This is a genomic window from Mesorhizobium sp. CO1-1-7, from assembly GCF_020164885.1.
Lineage (GTDB): Bacteria > Pseudomonadota > Alphaproteobacteria > Rhizobiales > Rhizobiaceae > Mesorhizobium > Mesorhizobium australicum.
Genome location: NZ_JAIUHA010000006.1, coordinates 200,163 through 216,251 on the forward strand (window position 1 = coordinate 200,163; position 16,089 = coordinate 216,251).

The following is a 16,089-nucleotide window of genomic DNA, read 5'->3' on the forward strand; positions in this document are numbered from 1 at the left end:
CGCCACGACTGGCAAAGGAGAAGACCAATGACCATGACCATGAAGACCCCACCGATCGTCTCACAGCAGGATTGGAACGCCGCGCACGAAAAGATGCTGGTGAAGGAGAAGGCGACGATGCGCGCCAGGGACGCGCTGTCGGCCGAACGCCGGCGCATGCCGTGGACGGAAGTGGACAAGGCCTATGTCTTCGAGGGCCCTGACGGCAAGGTGAGCCTGCTCGACCTGTTCGAAGGCCGCCGCCAGCTCATCGTCTACCGCGCCTTCTTCGAGCCCGGCGTCTATGGCTGGCCCGATCATGCCTGCCGCGGCTGCTCGCTCGGCGCCGACCAGGTCGGCCACCTCGCCCATCTCAACGCCCGCGACACCACCCTCGCCTACGCCTCTCGCGCCCCGCAGGAAGACATCGAGCGGCTGAAGACACGGATGGGTTGGGAGATGCCCTGGTATACGATCACCGATAGCTTCGACAAGGACTTCGGCGTCGACGAATGGCACGGCCACAACGTGTTCATCCATGACGGGAACCGCATCTTCCGCACCTATTTCATCAACAACCGCGGCGACGAGGCTTTGGGCACCGTCTGGAGCTATCTCGACATCACGCCGCTCGGCCGCCAGGAGGTGTGGGAAGACTCGCCCGAAGGCTACCCGCAGACGCCACTCTACAGCTGGTGGAACTGGCACGACAATTACGATGCCGGAGCCGACAAGAAATGGGCCGAAGTGTCAGCTGCCGGCGAGGCCGCGTTCCGCGACAAGGGCAACCAGTAAGCTGGCGCAAGTCCGTCCAGCCTGGGTTCCTCTTCCCGCCTCCGGCAGGGCCGAGGACCCCAGGTCATGACGGGCCGCAACCATCAAGGGAATAAGATCATGAGCGATATCCCTTCCGGCATCGGCAGCGTGACCCCCGAAAATGTCGTCCCCCATGGCATAGCCGACTGGCTATGCCTCGCCGCGGCGCCGACCTTTGCGGTGATGGCGCTGCTTTCCCGTCTTCACGGCGGCGACGGGACCATGCTGTGCATGGGCGCCTCGCCGCTGGCCGGCTCGATCCTGACCGGCATGCCGGCCATGTATCTGCTGATGAGCGCTTTCCATCTGGCGCCGTGGCTGAGGGTGATGTCCCGCCGCTAGGCGCTGAGAAGGCATGGCTCTGCCCGACTCCGGCGCCCGACCTCACGTCGCGATGTCATTGACCGGCAGCAATGGCTTGGGAAGATCGCTCTCGCCGAGCCCGGCGCGCATCTCGATCTCGATGTCGCGGCAGATTTGCGAGATCGGCACGTCGTTGGCGTTGCCCTCGAAAGGGTTGGCGCTGCTCTCGCCGACCTGGTCGAGGGACATGTAGGCCCAGCCCAGCAGCGTGCTGAACGGGATCGTCAGCCAGATGCCGATCGAGCCGAGCATTCCCCCCAGCTTGCCCATGTCGGCGAACACCGGAACCACGCCGAACGGCAGCAGCGTGCAGAAGATCATGACGAACATGGAACTGACGATGGCGTATTGCCGGGGATAGGGATTGTTCTTGATGCGGTCGCAGCGCGCCTGCTGGTCGTGGAAGTCGCGGATCAGCTTCGTCAGTTCGCCATGGATCTGCGGCGGGACCTTGGCGTCCTTGAACAGTGCATTGACCTGGACAGACTGCAATTCGAGCAGGGCTATCGCCGGACGAGGCGATTTCAGGACATCCGCGGTCTGGTCGCCCAGCAGCGGGCGTAATTCGTCGGCGATCGAACCCTTGTCCTCCTGAATGTGGTAACGCCGTCGGTATTCGATATTGGCGGCCTTCCCCATGGATTCCCACGGCATCGGCCGCCGCAGCGCGTATCGCAGCGCCGTCATCCAGGCGATATGGCGGTAGATGAGCTGCCTGGCCGTCGGCGCATCGAGGAAATCCCGACAGAAATTCGACCATACGCGGCTGCTGGCCGTGATCTGCGTGAAGGCCTGCAGCGCCTCACTGCTGCGGGTGAACACCTGCGAGTTCTTGAAGCCGGCGACCAGCGACACCGTGGTGCCGAGCACCAGCACCACCGACCATGGCACGGAGAACCCGGCAATGCCCGGAAAGCGGTAGGCAGCCACGGCCAGCCCACTCACCACCACCATGTAGAGGACGCTGCGCCGTGACCACAGTGCGAAATCGATCACCTTGTAGGAACGGCCTACATACATTGAAATGCCCCTCAATCACGAACGGGCGGCAATCGGACCACCGGTAGCCTGACGCCTATCATATCGTTTGCACAGGGCGAAGAGCCGTCGACCGCGGTGTGCGCAGGACGCCGCCATGGGCACGGGATCTCGCCCGCGCCCGTGATCGTTCCCCCTATCTCAATTGCACTTCGGCTTGGCGAGTTGCAGGCGTCCGCCAGCTCCGCCCGGCGAGTGGTTGTGGAAGACCGTCTTGAAGGATTCCAGCAGCACCGGACTGCACCGCGGCAAGGCCTGGACTCCGATCGACGCCGGCGTGGGTTCGCCAATAAGCGCCTTCATCATGGCAAGCGCCTCGGCGACGCCCTTGTCATCGGGACGCCACGAGCCGATAGCCTTGAGCGGAACGCCCTTGGCGATCTCGTTTGCCGACCGCAGGCCGAGATCGACCGTGGTGATCGGAATGTCGATGCCTTGCGCGCGCATCGAGGACAGCGTGTCGAGCGCCAGCTGGTCTCATGCCACCGTCTCGTAGCGGGCGCGGCTCAGGCTGACCAGGCAGGCGATGGCCGCGCAGACGCCGGCCAGGACCAGCGCGAGGCTGGGTGCGCCTGTCAGCGGCACGGTCGCGAAAATGATCGACATCGAAATGGCGCCAAGCGTTTGTCCCAACAGCCGTGCCGTGCCCTGCATGGCTCCCGCCGCACCGCTGCGCGCCTTGGGTGCGGAGAGAAGCAGGATGCGATTGTTCGGCGTCTGGAAAAGACCAAAACCCGTGCCCGCGACGACGGTTCCGACCAGGAAGGCAATCGCCCTTGGACCGGGCGGTGTCAGGCCCGCGATCAGAAGGCCGATCGCCAGCAACCCGCCGCCGGCGGCGCACAGCCACGCTGTCTTGAAACGATCGGCCAGCCGCCCCGAAATCGGAGCGATGATGATCGTCGCGATGGGCCATGGCATCATGTAGAGGCCCGCCTGGACCGGGCTCATGTGCAAGGTGTGCTGCAGGTAGAATGGCAGCGCGACGTAGCTGAGCATCTGCCCGGTGAAGCACGAGATCGAAGCGATGACGGCTACCCGGAAGGCTGGATCGGCCAAGAGGTCGGTCGGCACGATCGGTGCGGCACTCCTGCGTTCGAGAGACAACAAGATGACGAGGCACAGGACGGAACAACCGATCAGGATCGACCCGCTGACCGGCGCACCGGCGATGCGGTCGGCGCCCGTGAAGAACAGGATGAACATCAGTGTGTTGGCCAGCAATGCCACGAGGTGGAGGTGACGCTTCACGCCATCCATATGCGCAAGCAACCCGCCAGACAACAGGACGATGATGCCGATCGGGATGTTGACGGCGAACAGCCACGGCCAGCTGGAAACGGAGAGGATCGCGCCGGCGACACCAGGGCCGGCGGCCGCCGAAATCGCGATCGTCATCGCGTTGAAGCCGATGACGGTTCCGAGCAGCCGCTGCGGCACCGAAACGCGCAGGTTCATCGGCCCGGTCGCCATGATGGCGCCCGCCCCCAGCCCCTGGATGGACCGGGCAGCCACAAGAACAGGCAGGCTGCCGGCGAAGGCACAGGCCGCCGAAGCCACCGTGAACAGCGCGACACCCAGAAGAAAGACACGCCGGGGGCCGTGGATCTCGCCCAGCGCGCCGCAAGGCAAAAGAGCCACAAGGACCGCAAGCTGGTAGCTCGACACCACCCAAACGGTGCTGCTGGCACTGGCATTGAGCGAGGCCGCGATGGATGGTAGCGCGACATTGGCGATGGCGCCGTCCAGCACGACGAGCACCAGCGTCATCAGCAGGACGGCGATGGCCAGGTAGCGGCGTGGCGACGGCAGGCCGTCATGGGCGGGATTGATCGTTGCGGCTATGGACATCGGAGGCTCCGCTTCGTTGGTGTCGCCGGATCGATACCGCTCACCCCATGATTGCACCAGACGCAACGGAGTAAATTGACAGTTGCGTCAAACGCCTCATCTCGTTAGGCTCTCTCATGCTTGATCTCGACCTGAACCTTCTGGTGGCGCTTGACGCCTTGCTGCGGGAGCGCAGCGTCTCGGGCGCCGCCAAAAAACTTGGCCTCAGCACGTCCGCGATGAGCCGCACACTGTCGAGATTGCGGCTGGCTCTAGGTGATCCCATCCTGGTTTCGGCGGGACGCGCCATGGTGGCGACGCCTCATGCCGAAGCGATTGCCGAACAGGTGCACACGCTGACGTCGGAGGTCCGGTCCGTGCTCAGCCCCTCGCCGGAGATCGACATCAGCCAGGTGCGGCGCGATTTCACCATCCGGGCCAATGAAGCCTTCGTGCTGCTCTACGCCGCGCGTCTCCATGCCCTTGTCACCAGTGCCGCGCCCGGCATAAGGCTGCGCTTCGCGCCCCGACCGGACAAGCGCATCGAACTGCTGAGAGAAGCCACGATCGACCTCGATATTGGCGTGCTTTCGGGTGATGGTGCCGAATTGCGCGGTCAGGCGTTGTTCGAGGACCGTTTTGTCGGCGTGGCGAGAACCGGGCATCCGCTTCTGGAGACCGAAATAACCGCTGAGCGTTACGCCGCGTGCCGGCACGTGGTCTCATCCCGGCGAGGCCATTTCATCGAACCGATCGATGAAGCACTCGCCGAACTTAGCCTTTCGCGAAAGGTCGATCTGGTGGTGCCGAGCTATCCGGCGGTCGTCGCGGTCGCGGCCGCATCCGATCTCGTTGGACTGGTGCCGCGCTCGTACCATCTGGGTGCGACAGGCCGTACCCAGATGTTTGATCTGCCGGTGGCAAGCCCAGGCTTCACCATCACCCAGGCATGGCACCCCCGCATGGATGCCGATCCCGTGCATCGCTGGCTGCGATCGTTGATCTTCAAGGAGTTTCCGGGCGCGGTTCGCCGGCTCGAGCAGCCGGCGACGGCAGGGAGTCTGGTGGCGGATCGACGGCGGACCGACTGATCCTGTTTCCGGACCGGAGCAGTCGCCGAGCTGCCATGCCGGAGCCAAATTCAGCCGCCCCCAAACACGATCGCACGATCAGCGTTTGTCATCGCTCGCCCTCATGCCGGGGCAAGCGGCGTTCGCCCTCTCATCCAGCCTTCCTCGCCCCGAACCGCAACCCGTCCATCAGGAGCTTGACCAGGCGGCGCGAGCGGTCGCGCCATTCGGGCGTGTCGGGCGCCGAGTAGATGCCGCCGAGCGCATGCAGCACGTCGGAGGCATCGACATCGCCGCGGATGGTGCCGTCGGCCACCGCCGCCTCGACCAGTTGCCGCAGCGCCTGCGACACCCGTCCCGACGTGTCGGAAAACAGCGTCGAATTGGTGGTGAACAGGATGCGCAGGCTGGTCGCCAGGCCGCGCTTGGTGGCGATGTAGTCGACGAAGCGGCGCATCCATTCTTCCAGCGCCACATCGGAGGGATATCTTGCAGCGAGCTCGCCGGCCGCCGCGCACAACCCCTCCGCTTCGCGGCGGTAGACCACCTCGACCAGGTGCTCGCGTGTCGGAAAATGCCGGTAGAGCGTGCCGATGCCGACGCCGGCGCGCCGAGCGATCTCCTCCAGCGAGCCGTCGATGCCGCGCTCGGCAAAGACCACAGCCGCCGCCTCGACCAGCCGGTCGCGATTGCGCCGTGCATCGGCACGCAACGGCTTGTCGGCGGCGGCGATTTTTTGGTCAGCGGTTGTGACGGGCGCAAAAGCCAATTTTTTTCTCCACCAGGGATATGGGGGCTTGAACCACGCCTGGCCAGCCCCCACGTAAATAAACGGAGGCACCTCCGCTTTTAGTGGAGAACCCTCATCATATAATCAGGGGAACCGGTATGTCACGTCTTTCGAAGCCGCAACCCGCCACTTTCCCACCCCGCAGGAGATTGGCCGTCGCCTGACCTTGCCCTTCCCCGCCCCTACCCCACTTCATTCCCCTCAGCGTCAAGCAACTGGAACCAGACGCCCATGACCAGCCTTCCCATCTCGCTTACCGTCAACGGACATCGACACGAACTGGAGGTCGACCCACGCGTCACCTTGCTTGACCTGCTGCGCGAGCGGCTTGAGTTCACCGGCACGAAGAAGGGCTGCGACCGCGGCCAGTGTGGCGCCTGCACGGTGCTGGTCGACGGCAAGCGCATAAACTCCTGCCTGGCGCTGGCGGTCAGCCATGACGGCGCCGAGGTGCTGACCATCGAAGGTATCGCTCACGGTGACGAACTGCACCCTGTGCAGGCCGCCTTCATCGCCCATGACGGTTTCCAGTGCGGTTTCTGCACGCCCGGGCAGATCATGAGCACGCTCGGCCTGATCGCCGAAGGACAGGCTGGCGATGATCCCGAGCGCATCCGCGAGGGGCTGAGCGGCAACATCTGCCGCTGCGCGGCCTATGGCGGCATCGTCGAGGCCGTCCTGGAAGCCCAAAAAAACATGGAAGCCCAGAAAAACATGGCCGACACCGCCACCACCGAGGCACGCAGGAGGACCGCGGCATGAGAGACTTCGATTTCATCAGGCCGGCCACCGTCTCCGACGCCATAGCGGCGGCGGCCGAACCGGGTTCGGCCTATCTCGCCGGCGGCACCAATCTGCTCGATCTGATGAAGGGCGGCATCACCAGCCCCGAACGGATCGTCGACATTACCCGCCTGCCGGAACTCAATCGCATCGAAACGCTCGATGATGGCGGCCTGCGCATCGGCGCGCTGGTCCGCAATGCCGATCTCGCACATGATCGGGCCTTCGCCAGAGCCTATCCGGCGGTGGCCGAAGCGCTGCTTTCGGGCGCCTCTGCGCAGCTTCGCAACGCCGCCACTGTCGGCGGCAATCTGTTGCAGCGCACGCGGTGCAGTTACTTCTACGACACCGCCAGCGCCTGCAACAGGCGCGAACCCGGTTCCGGCTGCTCGGCGCTTGGCGGCGAGAACCGCCTGCATGCGGTGCTTGGCTGGAGCGATGCCTGCATCGCCACCCATCCCTCCGATTTCTGTGTGCCGCTGGTGGCGCTGGACGCCGTCGTCGAGATCGAGGGCAAGGGAGGCCGGCGCCACGTGACCTTGGAGGAATTCCACCGGCTTCCGGGCGACACGCCGCAGCGGGAAACCGTGCTGCAGCCGGGCGACCTGATCGTTGCGGTGCGCCTGCCGGCGGAAGCAGCGTCCTTCGCCCCCCACGCCCGCTACCTGAAGCTTCGCGAACGCACCTCCTACGCCTTCGCCGTCGTTTCGGCTGCCGCGGCCCTGACGGTCGCCGACGGCAAGATCCGCGCCGCGCGGCTGGCGCTCGGCGGTGTCGCGGCCAAGCCATGGCGGGCGCGCTCGGCGGAAGCGGTGCTGCTCGGCGCCGATGCCAATGAAGCGAGCTTCGTTCGGGCCGCGGATGCGGCTCTGGTCGACGCCAGCCCCTCCGGCGACAATGCGTTCAAGATCGAGCTTGCCCGCCGCATTGTCGTCAGGGCGCTGATGTCCGCACAGGCGGGAACGCCCGCTCTGATGCCCGCTTTGCCTGCTTCCCCTTTTTCCTCCCTTCCCGGAGTGCGTCATGACGCTTGAACTCGGCCTCAACCAACAGCCTGCCCATACGCGCCAGGGCTCCAGCATCGGCCAGCCGCTGACGCGTCGCGACGGATTTTTGAAAGTCACCGGGGCCGCGCGCTTTGCCGCCGATAACAATCCGCCCGGCATGCTCTATGCCGTGCTTGCCGTCTCCAGCATCGCACGCGGCCGGGTTGTCTCGCTGGATGTCGAGGCGGCCAAGGCGCATGCGGGCGTGGTCGAGGTGATGACGCCACTGAACCGGCCGGCGCTCGCCGTCGATCCGGATGCCAAGGACCATCCCTTCATGTTCCGGCTCGACCTGCTGCAGAACGATGGGGTTCGCTACCCCAACCAGAGCATTGCCGTGGTAATCGCGCAGACGCTGGAAGCGGCGACCGAAGGGGCGGCACTGTTGTCGCCTCGCTATGAGGAGTTGCCGGCGCGCGTTGGTCTGGACGGCGCCAAAAGCTTCGTGCCGCGCGGCGTCGGCGTCGGCAATCCGGCTGTGCAGGAGAAGGGCGATGTCGAGGCCGGCCTCAAATCGGCAAGGACGCGGATCGAGGCGACCTACGAGACGCCGGCCCAGTACCACAACGCCATGGAGCCCCACGCGATCGTCGCTGCCTGGGATGGCGACCGGCTGTCGATCGACACGCCGAGCCAGGGCCTGGCCATGGCGCAGGGCCGCATCGCCGGCCTGTTCGGCATCGCGCCGCAAAACGTCCATATCCGCAGCCCTTTCCTGGGCGGCGGCTTCGGCTCCAAGGGCATGATTTCCGGACCGCAAGTGCTCGGCATCCTGGCGGCGCGTCTCGTCGGCCGCCCGGTCAAGCTGGTGCTCCGGCGCGAGCAGATGTACGGCCCCGTCGGTCACCGCGCCCCGACCCGCCAGACATTGCGCATGGGCATGGATGGCGAAGGGCTGCTGACCGCGATCTCCCATCACGCCAGGACCACGTCGAGCACGTTCGACGATTTCTTCGAACCGGCGGCCGATGCCTCGCACACGCTCTATGCCAGCCCGGCCATCGCCACCTCGCACGATGCCGTGCGGCTCGACACCGGCACGCCGCTGTTCATGCGGGCGCCAGGCGAGGCCACCGGATCGATCGCGCTTGAGAGCGCCATCGACGAGGCGGCCCATGCCTGCGGCATGGACCCGCTGGAATTCCGGCTCAGGAATTACGCCGAGGTCGAACCGATGACCGGCAAGCCGTTCTCCTCCAAGGCGCTGCGCGAATGTTACGAACAGGCCGCCGAGGCGTTCGGCTGGGCGAGTCGCCCGCTGCAGCCGCGGCGGATGCGCGACGCCGACGGTTTCCTCACCGGCTGGGGCATGGGCACGGCGACGTTCCCTGCACTCATGTTCCAGGCAGAGGCACGCGCGGTGCTGAGGGCCGACGGCACCGGCTTGATGGAGACCGGCGCCCAGGACATGGGCCAAGGCGCCTGGACGGCTTTTGCCCAGATTGCAGCAGACGGGCTGGGGCTCGACATCGACCAGGTCGATTTCAGGGCCGGCAGTTCCGACCTGCCCAATGCGGGCATCGCCGGCGGTTCGGGTCACACGGCGACGGCCGGCATGGCCATCCACAATGCGGGTGCGGCCGTCATCGCCAACCTTGCCGGTCTCGCCACCGGCGACGAAGCCTCGCCGCTGTTCGGCGCCGGCAATGAAGGCGTTGTTGCACGCGGCGGACGCCTTTACCGGCGCGATGACGAAAGCCGCGGCGAAAGCTATACCGAGATCCTCGTCCGCGCGGGCCTGACCGAAATCGAGGGCCGGGGCAAAGGCGCTCCGGACCCGGCCTCCCAGGAGACGTACGCCAAGCACGCGCATGGGGCCGTCTTCGCCGAGGTGAAGGTCGACCCGGATCTCGGCCAGATCCGCGTCACCCGGCTGGTCGGCGCATTCGCCGCCGGACGGGTCATCAATCCGCGGCTGGTGCGCAGCCAGTATTATGGCGGGATGATCTGGGGCGTTTCCTTCGCGCTGCATGAGGAAGCCGTCACGGACCGGCGTTCCGGCCGCATTCAGAATGCCAACCTGGCGGACTATCATGTCCCGGTGAATGCCGACGTGCCCTCGGTCGAGGCGCTGCTGGTTCACGAGGACGACCCTTACGTGAACGCCCTCGGCATCAAGGGCGTTGGCGAAATCGGCATCACCGGCACTGCCGGCGCCATCGCCAATGCGGTCTGGCACGCGACCGGCGTGCGCCCACGGCGCTTTCCGATCCGGATCGAGGACCTGCTGGGGTGACGAGCGGTCCGCCCGAAACGACAGGCCTGCGCCAGAGCATGATGCCGAAAAGTGGGAACCGGTTTTCGGACGACATCATGCTCTATCTCTTTGATTTAGACGCGGATTCAGATTTCAGGTCGAACGGACCTGAAATCATCCGGCTCTAGGGCAGGCAAGCGGTCGGTTGGAGCGCCCTGCCCAGTTTCAATTCATTCCCCCAGCGTCAAGCAACTGGAGCCAGACGCCCATGACGAGCAAGACCACGATTCCCGTCCATCTCGATATCAACGGCCAGCATCACACGCTGGAACTCGAGCCGCGTGTCACGCTGCTCGACGCCTTGCGTGACAGGCTCGGCCTGACCGGCACCAAGAAGGGCTGCGACCACGGCCAGTGCGGCGCCTGCACCGTCCATGTCGACGGCGAGCGCGTGCTGGCCTGCCTGACGCTGGCCGCACAGGCCGAGGGCCGCGCCATCACCACCATAGAGGGGCTTGCACGGGAGGGCGAACTGCATCCCGTGCAGGCTGCTTTCCTCGAGCAGGACGCCTTCCAGTGCGGCTACTGCACGCCAGGCCAGATCATGTCGGCGGTGGCCTGCATCCGCGAGGGCCATGCCGGCTCGGACGAGGAAATCCGCGAATACATGGCCGGCAATCTCTGCCGCTGCGGCGCCTATCCGCACATTGTCGCCGCCGTGCGCCAGGCGGCGCTGGAGGCCGCGTCATGAGGGATTTTTCCTATTTTCGCGCCACCTCGGCTGATGCCGCCCGCCAGGCGGCCGCGCTGCCCGGCGCCATGCTTCTGGCCGGCGGCACCACGCTGATCGACCTCGCCAAATGCGGTGTCGCCGAGCCCGACACGCTGGTCGATATCACCCATCTCGAGGGGTTCGACCAGATCGAGATCGACGAGCGCGGCGCCGTCATCGGCGCGCTCGCCAGGATGGGCCATGTCGCCGACCATGACGACATCAAGAGCCGCTTCCCCGCCATCTCCGAAGCGCTCTGGCAGGCAGCCTCGGCGCAGATCCGCAACATGGCGACCATCGGCGGCAATCTGATGCAGCGCACGCGCTGCCCCTATTTCCGCGATCCCTCGAACTTTGCCGCCTGCAACAAGCGCGAACCAGGCAGCGGCTGTTCGGCGATCGGCGGCGTTACCAGGGGCCATGCCGTGCTTGGCACCAGCGAGGCTTGCATCGCCATGTATCCCGGCGACCTCGCCACCGCGCTCGTCGCCTTCGACGCAACGGTCCATCTCGGCGAACGGCGCGTGCCGGTGGAGGACTTTTTCCTGCTGCCAGGCACGACGCCCGACAGGGAACACGCGATCGAGCCGGGCGAGATGATCACCGCCATCGAAATCCCTTCTTCCGCCGTCGCCCGCCGTTCGACCTATTTGAAGATCCGCGACCGGCAGTCCTATGAGTTCGCCGCGGCCAGTGCCGCTGTCGGGCTCGAACTGGAGGCCGACGGGCGCACCATCCGCGACCTGCGCGTGGCGCTCGGTGGCGTCGCGACCAAACCCTGGCGGGCGCGAGCCGTGGAAGCCGCGCTAAAAGGCAAGGCGCTGGAGCCGGAAGCCGTTCGCACGGCCAGCCTGCTCGCCGTCGAAGGCGCCGTCGACCATGGCGCCAACCGCTACAAGATCGAACTCGCGCCGCGCGTCGTCGCACGCGCCATCCTCAAATTGGGAGAAGCGGCATGACCGTTCACATCGCAAGCACTGTTTACGTCGGAAGACATGGCGACGCGTCCGACGGCGCGCAGGTGGAGGCCGTCGGCGGCCGGCTGTCGCGCGTCGACGGCCCGGCCAAGATCACGGGTGCGGCGAAATACGCCGTCGAGCAGCAGCTCGAAGGGCTCGCCTATGCCGTGCTGGTCGAAAGCACCATCGCATCCGGCAAGGTGCGCGCCATCGAGACGGCGGAGGCCGAGACTGCGCCGGGCGTCCTCAAGGTGTTGACACCAGACACGATCATCAGCCTGAAAACCGCCTCGGACTGGTTCGGCACGCCACCGCCGGACAAACCCTATTGTCCGCTGGCGCACGACGTCACCTTCTCGGGCCAGCACGTCGCCGCCGTCATCGCCGAGACGTTCGAGCAGGCCGTGGCCGCCGCGACGATGGTCAAGGTCAGCTATGATGAGGCTTCGGCCATCGTCGACCTCAGCGACGGCAAGGCCGGCGACGGCATCCCGGTCGACGCCATGACCAAGGAATGGGGCGACGCGGCCGCCGCCTTCGCCTCCGCCCCGGTGCGCATCTGCGCCGCCTACAACACGCCGCGCGAATACCAGGCGCCGATGGAGCCGCATGGCCTGATCGCCCGCTGGGAGGGCGACCGTCTCACCGTGTGGGAGCCGAGCCAATGGCTGGACGGCATGGCGCGCACCTATGCCGAATGGTTCGGCGTGCCGTTCGAGAATGTGCGGCTGGTGTCGCCCTATGTCGGCGGCGGCTTCGGCTCCAAGGCGCTGGCGCTCAGCCATGGCGCGATTGCCGCAAGTGCGGCAAAAATGCTCGGCCGGCCGGTGCGGCTGGTCATGACGCGGCCGCAGACCTTCACCGGCTATGGCGGCCGCGCCGCGACGCGGCAGACGGTGACGATCGGCGCCGACCATGACGGAAGAATCCAGTCGATCGTGCATCGCGGCGTCAACGAAACCTCCATCGACGGCATGTGGGTCGAGCCACTGGGCTCGGTCACCTCGATCATGTACGCGACGCCGAACTTCTCCTCGAAACAGAATGTCGTGCGGGTGAATTCGGTGGTGCCGGGCGCCATGCGCGCACCGGGTGAAAACCCGTCGGCCTTCGGCATCGAAAGTGCCATCGACGAGCTCGCCTACGAGATCGGCATCGATCCGCTGGAAATCCGGCTGCGCAACTACGCCGAACAGGATCCGCACGCGAAAAAAGCCTGGTCGACCAGGCAGTTGCGCGAGGCTTTCGCAGCGGGTGCCGAACGCTTCGGCTGGGCCAGGCGCACGCCCGAGCCACGCTCGATGCGCGACGGCAACCATCTGGTCGGCTGGGGCGTGGCCGCCGGCACCTATCCGGTGCGGCGCGCCTATGGCGAGGCGATCGTGCGCATCCTGGCCGACGGCTCGGTCGAGGTCGAAAGCTCCTCCATCGACATGGGCCAGGGCACCTACACCATCCTGGCGCAGACGGCCGCCGAAACGGTCGGCGTTGCGGCCGACGACGTGGTGGTGAAGCTCGGCGATTCGCGCTTCCCCCGCGCCGGCGTCGCCGGCGGCTCGCGGCTGGCCGGCGTGATGACGGGCGCCGTCCACAAGGCCGCGACCTCGGCGCTCGACCAGCTGGTCGGCCTGGCGATCAGCGATCCGCGCTCGCCCTTCCATGCGCTGCAGGCCAACACGCTGGTCGTCGTCAATGGCCGCATCACCGCGCCGCGGGGCGACGGCCCCGACGTCTCGATCGCCGAACTGCTCAAAAGCGTCGGCCGCGACCGCATCGAGGCGACGGGCGACACCATGCCGGCCAATTCGAGCGTCGAGGATCGCTACAAGAACTACACCACCATCGCCATGGCGCTGCCACACACGGAGGGTGACTATTCGCGCCATTCCTGGTGCGCGCATTTCGTCGAGGTGCGCGTCGACGAGGATTTCGGCACGGTGCGTGTGTCGCGCGTCGTGTCGGCGCTGGATTCGGGCCGCCTCTACAATCCGAAACTCGCCGAGAGCCAGTGGAAGGGCGGCATCATCATGGGTATCGGCCAGGCGCTGCTCGAAGAAGGCATCGTCGATCGCCGCCACGGCCGCATCGTCAACAACAACCTCGCCGACTATCTCATCCCCACCAATGCCGACATCCCCGACATCGAGGTGATCTCGGTGGGGATTCCCGACCCGCACTCCTCGGTGCTCGGCGGCAAGGGCGTCGGCGAGCTGGCGATCGTCGGCATGGCGCCGGCCATTGCCAACGCGGTGTTCCATGCCACAGGCAAGCGCGTGCGGGATCTGCCGATCACGCTGGAGAAGCTGATCTGACGGTGAGGCTGCCAATCTTCCCCCTCGTGGGGGAGATTGGATGTCGCGGCGGTTCCGCCAATTTTCAACATTGAAAAAAAAGCGCCTGCGCCGATCACCACTCCAGCCCGAACACCAGCTTGCCGAAGTGCAGGCCGCCGGCGGCCATGTGGGCGTAGGCTTCGGCCGCTTCGTCGGGCGAAAACACCTTGTCGACCACCGGCTCGATCCGGGCCGCGCCGACGGCGCGGGCGGCGTCGCTGAGATCGGACACCGATCCGGTGTTGTTGCCGACCACCTTCAGCGCCTTGATGATGATCGGCAGCAGATTGATCGTGGCTTCGGCACCGGTGACGAAGCCGATGGTGAACAGCGTACCGCCGGGCGCGGTGGCGTTGACGGCGCGGGCGAAGGTGGCGCTGCCCCCGGTCTCGACGACAAGGTCGGCGCCGAGGCCGCCGGTCAGCTCCAGCACCTTGCCATCCCACTCGGGCGTCGCGCGGTAGTTGATGAGATGATCGGCGCCGAGCGCCTTCGCCCGCTCCAGCTTTTCGTCCGACGACGAGGTGATGATGACGGTCGCGCCGGCGGCTTTGGCGAGCTGCAGGGTGAAGATGGAGACGCCGCCAGTGCCAAGCAGCACGACGACCGAGCCCGGCCCGACATCGGCGGCGCGGATGGCGTTCCAGGCGGTGGTGCCGGCGATGGGCAGCGTCGACGCCGCCTCGGAGGAAAGATGCGCCGGCACCGGCACCAGCGAATTGGCCGGCAACGCGACATATTCGGCCAGTGACCCCGGCAGCGAAATGCCGCGCATCTGCGTCATTTCGTAAGGCCGCGGCGGCCCACCGATCCAGCGCGGCTTGGCATGGGCGATGACGCGATCGCCGATGGCGAATCTCGCAACGTCCTCGCCCAGCGCGACGATCTCGCCGGCGCCGTCGGCTACGGGGATGAGCGGAAAGCTCGGTCCGGGATAATTGCCGCTTGCCACCGCCACATCGACGAAATTGAGGCTCGCCGCACGCTGGCGGATCAGCACCTCTCCGCGTTGCGGTTCGGGGGTTGCAACGGTGGCGGCGCGGAAGGCGTCCAGCCTGGGCTGGCTGAGTTCGATGGCTTTCATGGTTTCACTCCGGTGGACGATTGGTGGTTGAGTGAACCTATTTGCTGCGTTATCTCTGGATAATCCTCGTTTCGCGAAATTGAGAACTGTGAATGATGCAGCAATCTCACGAACCCGCTGCCCTTGCCGAGATGGCTGCGTTCGCGGCCATCGCCGAGGCGCGCTCCTTCACCAAAGCGGCGGCGCGGGTCGGGCGCGACGCGACCATTCTGTCGCGGCGCTTGCAATCGCTGGAAACGCGGCTGGGGGTGAGATTGCTCTCGCGCACGACGCGCAGCGTCTCGCTGACCGAAGCGGGCGCCGAATTCCTGATGCGCGTGCGCGCCATCCTTGCAGCCGTCGGCGAGGCCGAGGCCGTCGCGTCCGCGCATGCCGGAGGCCGCCCGCGCGGCGTGCTCAGGCTGGCGCTGCCCGGCACGTTCGGGCGCATGTGGATCGGGCCGCTGCTGCCTCAATTCCTTGCCGAATTTCCCGATGTCCGCATCGAGGCCGAATTCTCCAACCGCTTCACCGATCTGGTCGCCGAGAATTTCGACGTCGCCGTGCGGCTGGGCAGCCTGGAGGATTCGCGCCTGGTGGCACGCAAGGTGGCGACGCGACGCAGGCTGCTCTGCGCGGCTCCCTCCTATCTCGCCCGCAGGGGCACGCCGGAGACGCCGCAGGCGCTGCTCGATCATTCCTGCCTGGGCTTCTCGGGCTTCCAGACCTTTCCGGCCTGGGAAATGACCGACCGCGAGGGCGCGCGCGCGCGCGTCGAGGTTTCCGGGCCGTTGGTCAGCGACGATGCCGAGGTGCTGGTCGAGGCCGCCGTGCAGGGGCTCGGCCTGATGATGAGCACCGACTGGCTGGTCGGGCGCGAGCTTGCCGATGGACGGCTGGTGCCTGTGCTGGAGGAGTGGACCTTGGCGGATGAAGGCGCCGTCTATGTCGTCACGCCCTCGGCCAAGGGAAAAGCCGCCAAGACCCGCGCCTTCACCGACTGGATCGGCAAGCGCTTCGCGCCGGAACCGCCCTGGCGGTAAAGCCGCT

15 protein-coding genes are annotated in these 16,089 nt (G+C 66.3%); 10 read left to right on the forward strand and 5 right to left on the reverse strand.

Annotated elements, in window-relative coordinates:
* Positions 1–27: 27 nt before the first annotated feature.
* Both LB516_RS14895 and LB516_RS14900 read left to right on the forward strand, forming a co-directional pair.
* Positions 28–774, forward strand: a complete 747-nt coding sequence (locus LB516_RS14895; protein WP_140824076.1) for a DUF899 domain-containing protein — start codon at positions 28–30, stop codon at positions 772–774.
* Positions 775–873: 99 nt separating this feature from the next.
* Positions 874–1,137, forward strand: coding sequence for a hypothetical protein (locus LB516_RS14900; protein ID WP_140663353.1), 264 nt, complete (start codon positions 874–876; stop codon positions 1,135–1,137).
* 42 nt (positions 1,138–1,179) lie between these two features.
* Here the strand turns inward: LB516_RS14900 and LB516_RS14905 are convergent, their stop codons facing one another.
* The 3 genes from LB516_RS14905 to LB516_RS14915 all read right to left on the reverse strand — a co-directional run bounded on the left by LB516_RS14905 (position 1,180) and on the right by LB516_RS14915 (position 3,966).
* Positions 1,180–2,178, reverse strand: coding sequence for a bestrophin family protein (locus tag LB516_RS14905; protein WP_140716327.1), 999 nt, complete (start codon positions 2,176–2,178; stop codon positions 1,180–1,182).
* Between the two features lie 159 nt (positions 2,179–2,337).
* A complete protein-coding gene (locus LB516_RS14910) occupies positions 2,338–2,643 on the reverse strand; it encodes a hypothetical protein (protein ID WP_224719836.1) in 306 nt (101 codons plus the stop codon).
* A gap of 30 nt (positions 2,644–2,673) precedes the next feature.
* Complete coding sequence (locus tag LB516_RS14915) at positions 2,674–3,966, reverse strand: MFS transporter (RefSeq protein WP_411969397.1); 1,293 nt, start codon at positions 3,964–3,966, stop codon at positions 2,674–2,676.
* A 197-nt stretch (positions 3,967–4,163) separates the two neighbouring features.
* Between LB516_RS14915 and LB516_RS14920 the strand changes: the two genes are divergently transcribed.
* Positions 4,164–5,117 carry a LysR family transcriptional regulator gene (locus tag LB516_RS14920; protein WP_224719838.1) on the forward strand — a complete coding sequence of 318 codons (954 nt, stop codon included), beginning with the start codon at positions 4,164–4,166 and terminating at the stop codon, positions 5,115–5,117.
* Positions 5,118–5,247: 130 nt separating this feature from the next.
* Here LB516_RS14920 and LB516_RS14925 read toward each other — a convergent pair whose 3' ends face one another.
* Entirely contained in the window at positions 5,248–5,865 is a 618-nt protein-coding gene (locus LB516_RS14925) for a TetR/AcrR family transcriptional regulator (RefSeq protein WP_224719839.1), read from the reverse strand.
* Positions 5,866–6,117: 252 nt separating this feature from the next.
* Between LB516_RS14925 and LB516_RS14930 the strand changes: the two genes are divergently transcribed.
* From LB516_RS14930 to LB516_RS14955, 6 genes are all read left to right on the forward strand, one after another.
* Positions 6,118–6,648 carry a (2Fe-2S)-binding protein gene (locus LB516_RS14930; protein ID WP_140663361.1) on the forward strand — a complete coding sequence of 177 codons (531 nt, stop codon included), beginning with the start codon at positions 6,118–6,120 and terminating at the stop codon, positions 6,646–6,648.
* The gene (locus tag LB516_RS14935; RefSeq protein ID WP_224719840.1) at positions 6,645–7,703 is read left to right on the forward strand and encodes an FAD binding domain-containing protein; all 1,059 of its coding nucleotides are present in this window, start codon (positions 6,645–6,647) and stop codon (positions 7,701–7,703) included. Before LB516_RS14930 ends, LB516_RS14935 begins: the two co-directional genes overlap by 4 nt.
* Positions 7,693–9,951, forward strand: coding sequence for a xanthine dehydrogenase family protein molybdopterin-binding subunit (locus LB516_RS14940; protein WP_224719841.1), 2,259 nt, complete (start codon positions 7,693–7,695; stop codon positions 9,949–9,951). Before LB516_RS14935 ends, LB516_RS14940 begins: the two co-directional genes overlap by 11 nt.
* 229 nt (positions 9,952–10,180) lie before the next feature.
* A complete protein-coding gene (locus LB516_RS14945; RefSeq protein WP_015316943.1) occupies positions 10,181–10,663 on the forward strand; it encodes a (2Fe-2S)-binding protein in 483 nt (160 codons plus the stop codon).
* The gene (locus tag LB516_RS14950) at positions 10,660–11,643 is read left to right on the forward strand and encodes an FAD binding domain-containing protein (RefSeq protein ID WP_140617996.1); all 984 of its coding nucleotides are present in this window, start codon (positions 10,660–10,662) and stop codon (positions 11,641–11,643) included. The genes LB516_RS14945 and LB516_RS14950 overlap by 4 nt, the downstream gene beginning before the upstream one ends.
* Entirely contained in the window at positions 11,640–13,955 is a 2,316-nt protein-coding gene (locus LB516_RS14955) for a xanthine dehydrogenase family protein molybdopterin-binding subunit (RefSeq protein ID WP_224719842.1), read from the forward strand. The genes LB516_RS14950 and LB516_RS14955 overlap by 4 nt, the downstream gene beginning before the upstream one ends.
* 94 nt (positions 13,956–14,049) lie before the next feature.
* Here the strand turns inward: LB516_RS14955 and LB516_RS14960 are convergent, their stop codons facing one another.
* Positions 14,050–15,060 (reverse strand): zinc-dependent alcohol dehydrogenase family protein, encoded by a 1,011-nt coding sequence (locus LB516_RS14960; RefSeq protein WP_140617994.1) that lies wholly within the window; start codon positions 15,058–15,060, stop codon positions 14,050–14,052.
* Between the two features lie 95 nt (positions 15,061–15,155).
* Here LB516_RS14960 and LB516_RS14965 point away from each other — a divergent pair, with 95 nt between their 5' ends.
* Positions 15,156–16,082 carry a LysR family transcriptional regulator gene (locus tag LB516_RS14965; RefSeq protein WP_224719957.1) on the forward strand — a complete coding sequence of 309 codons (927 nt, stop codon included), beginning with the start codon at positions 15,156–15,158 and terminating at the stop codon, positions 16,080–16,082.
* The last annotated feature ends 7 nt before the right edge of the window (positions 16,083–16,089 follow it).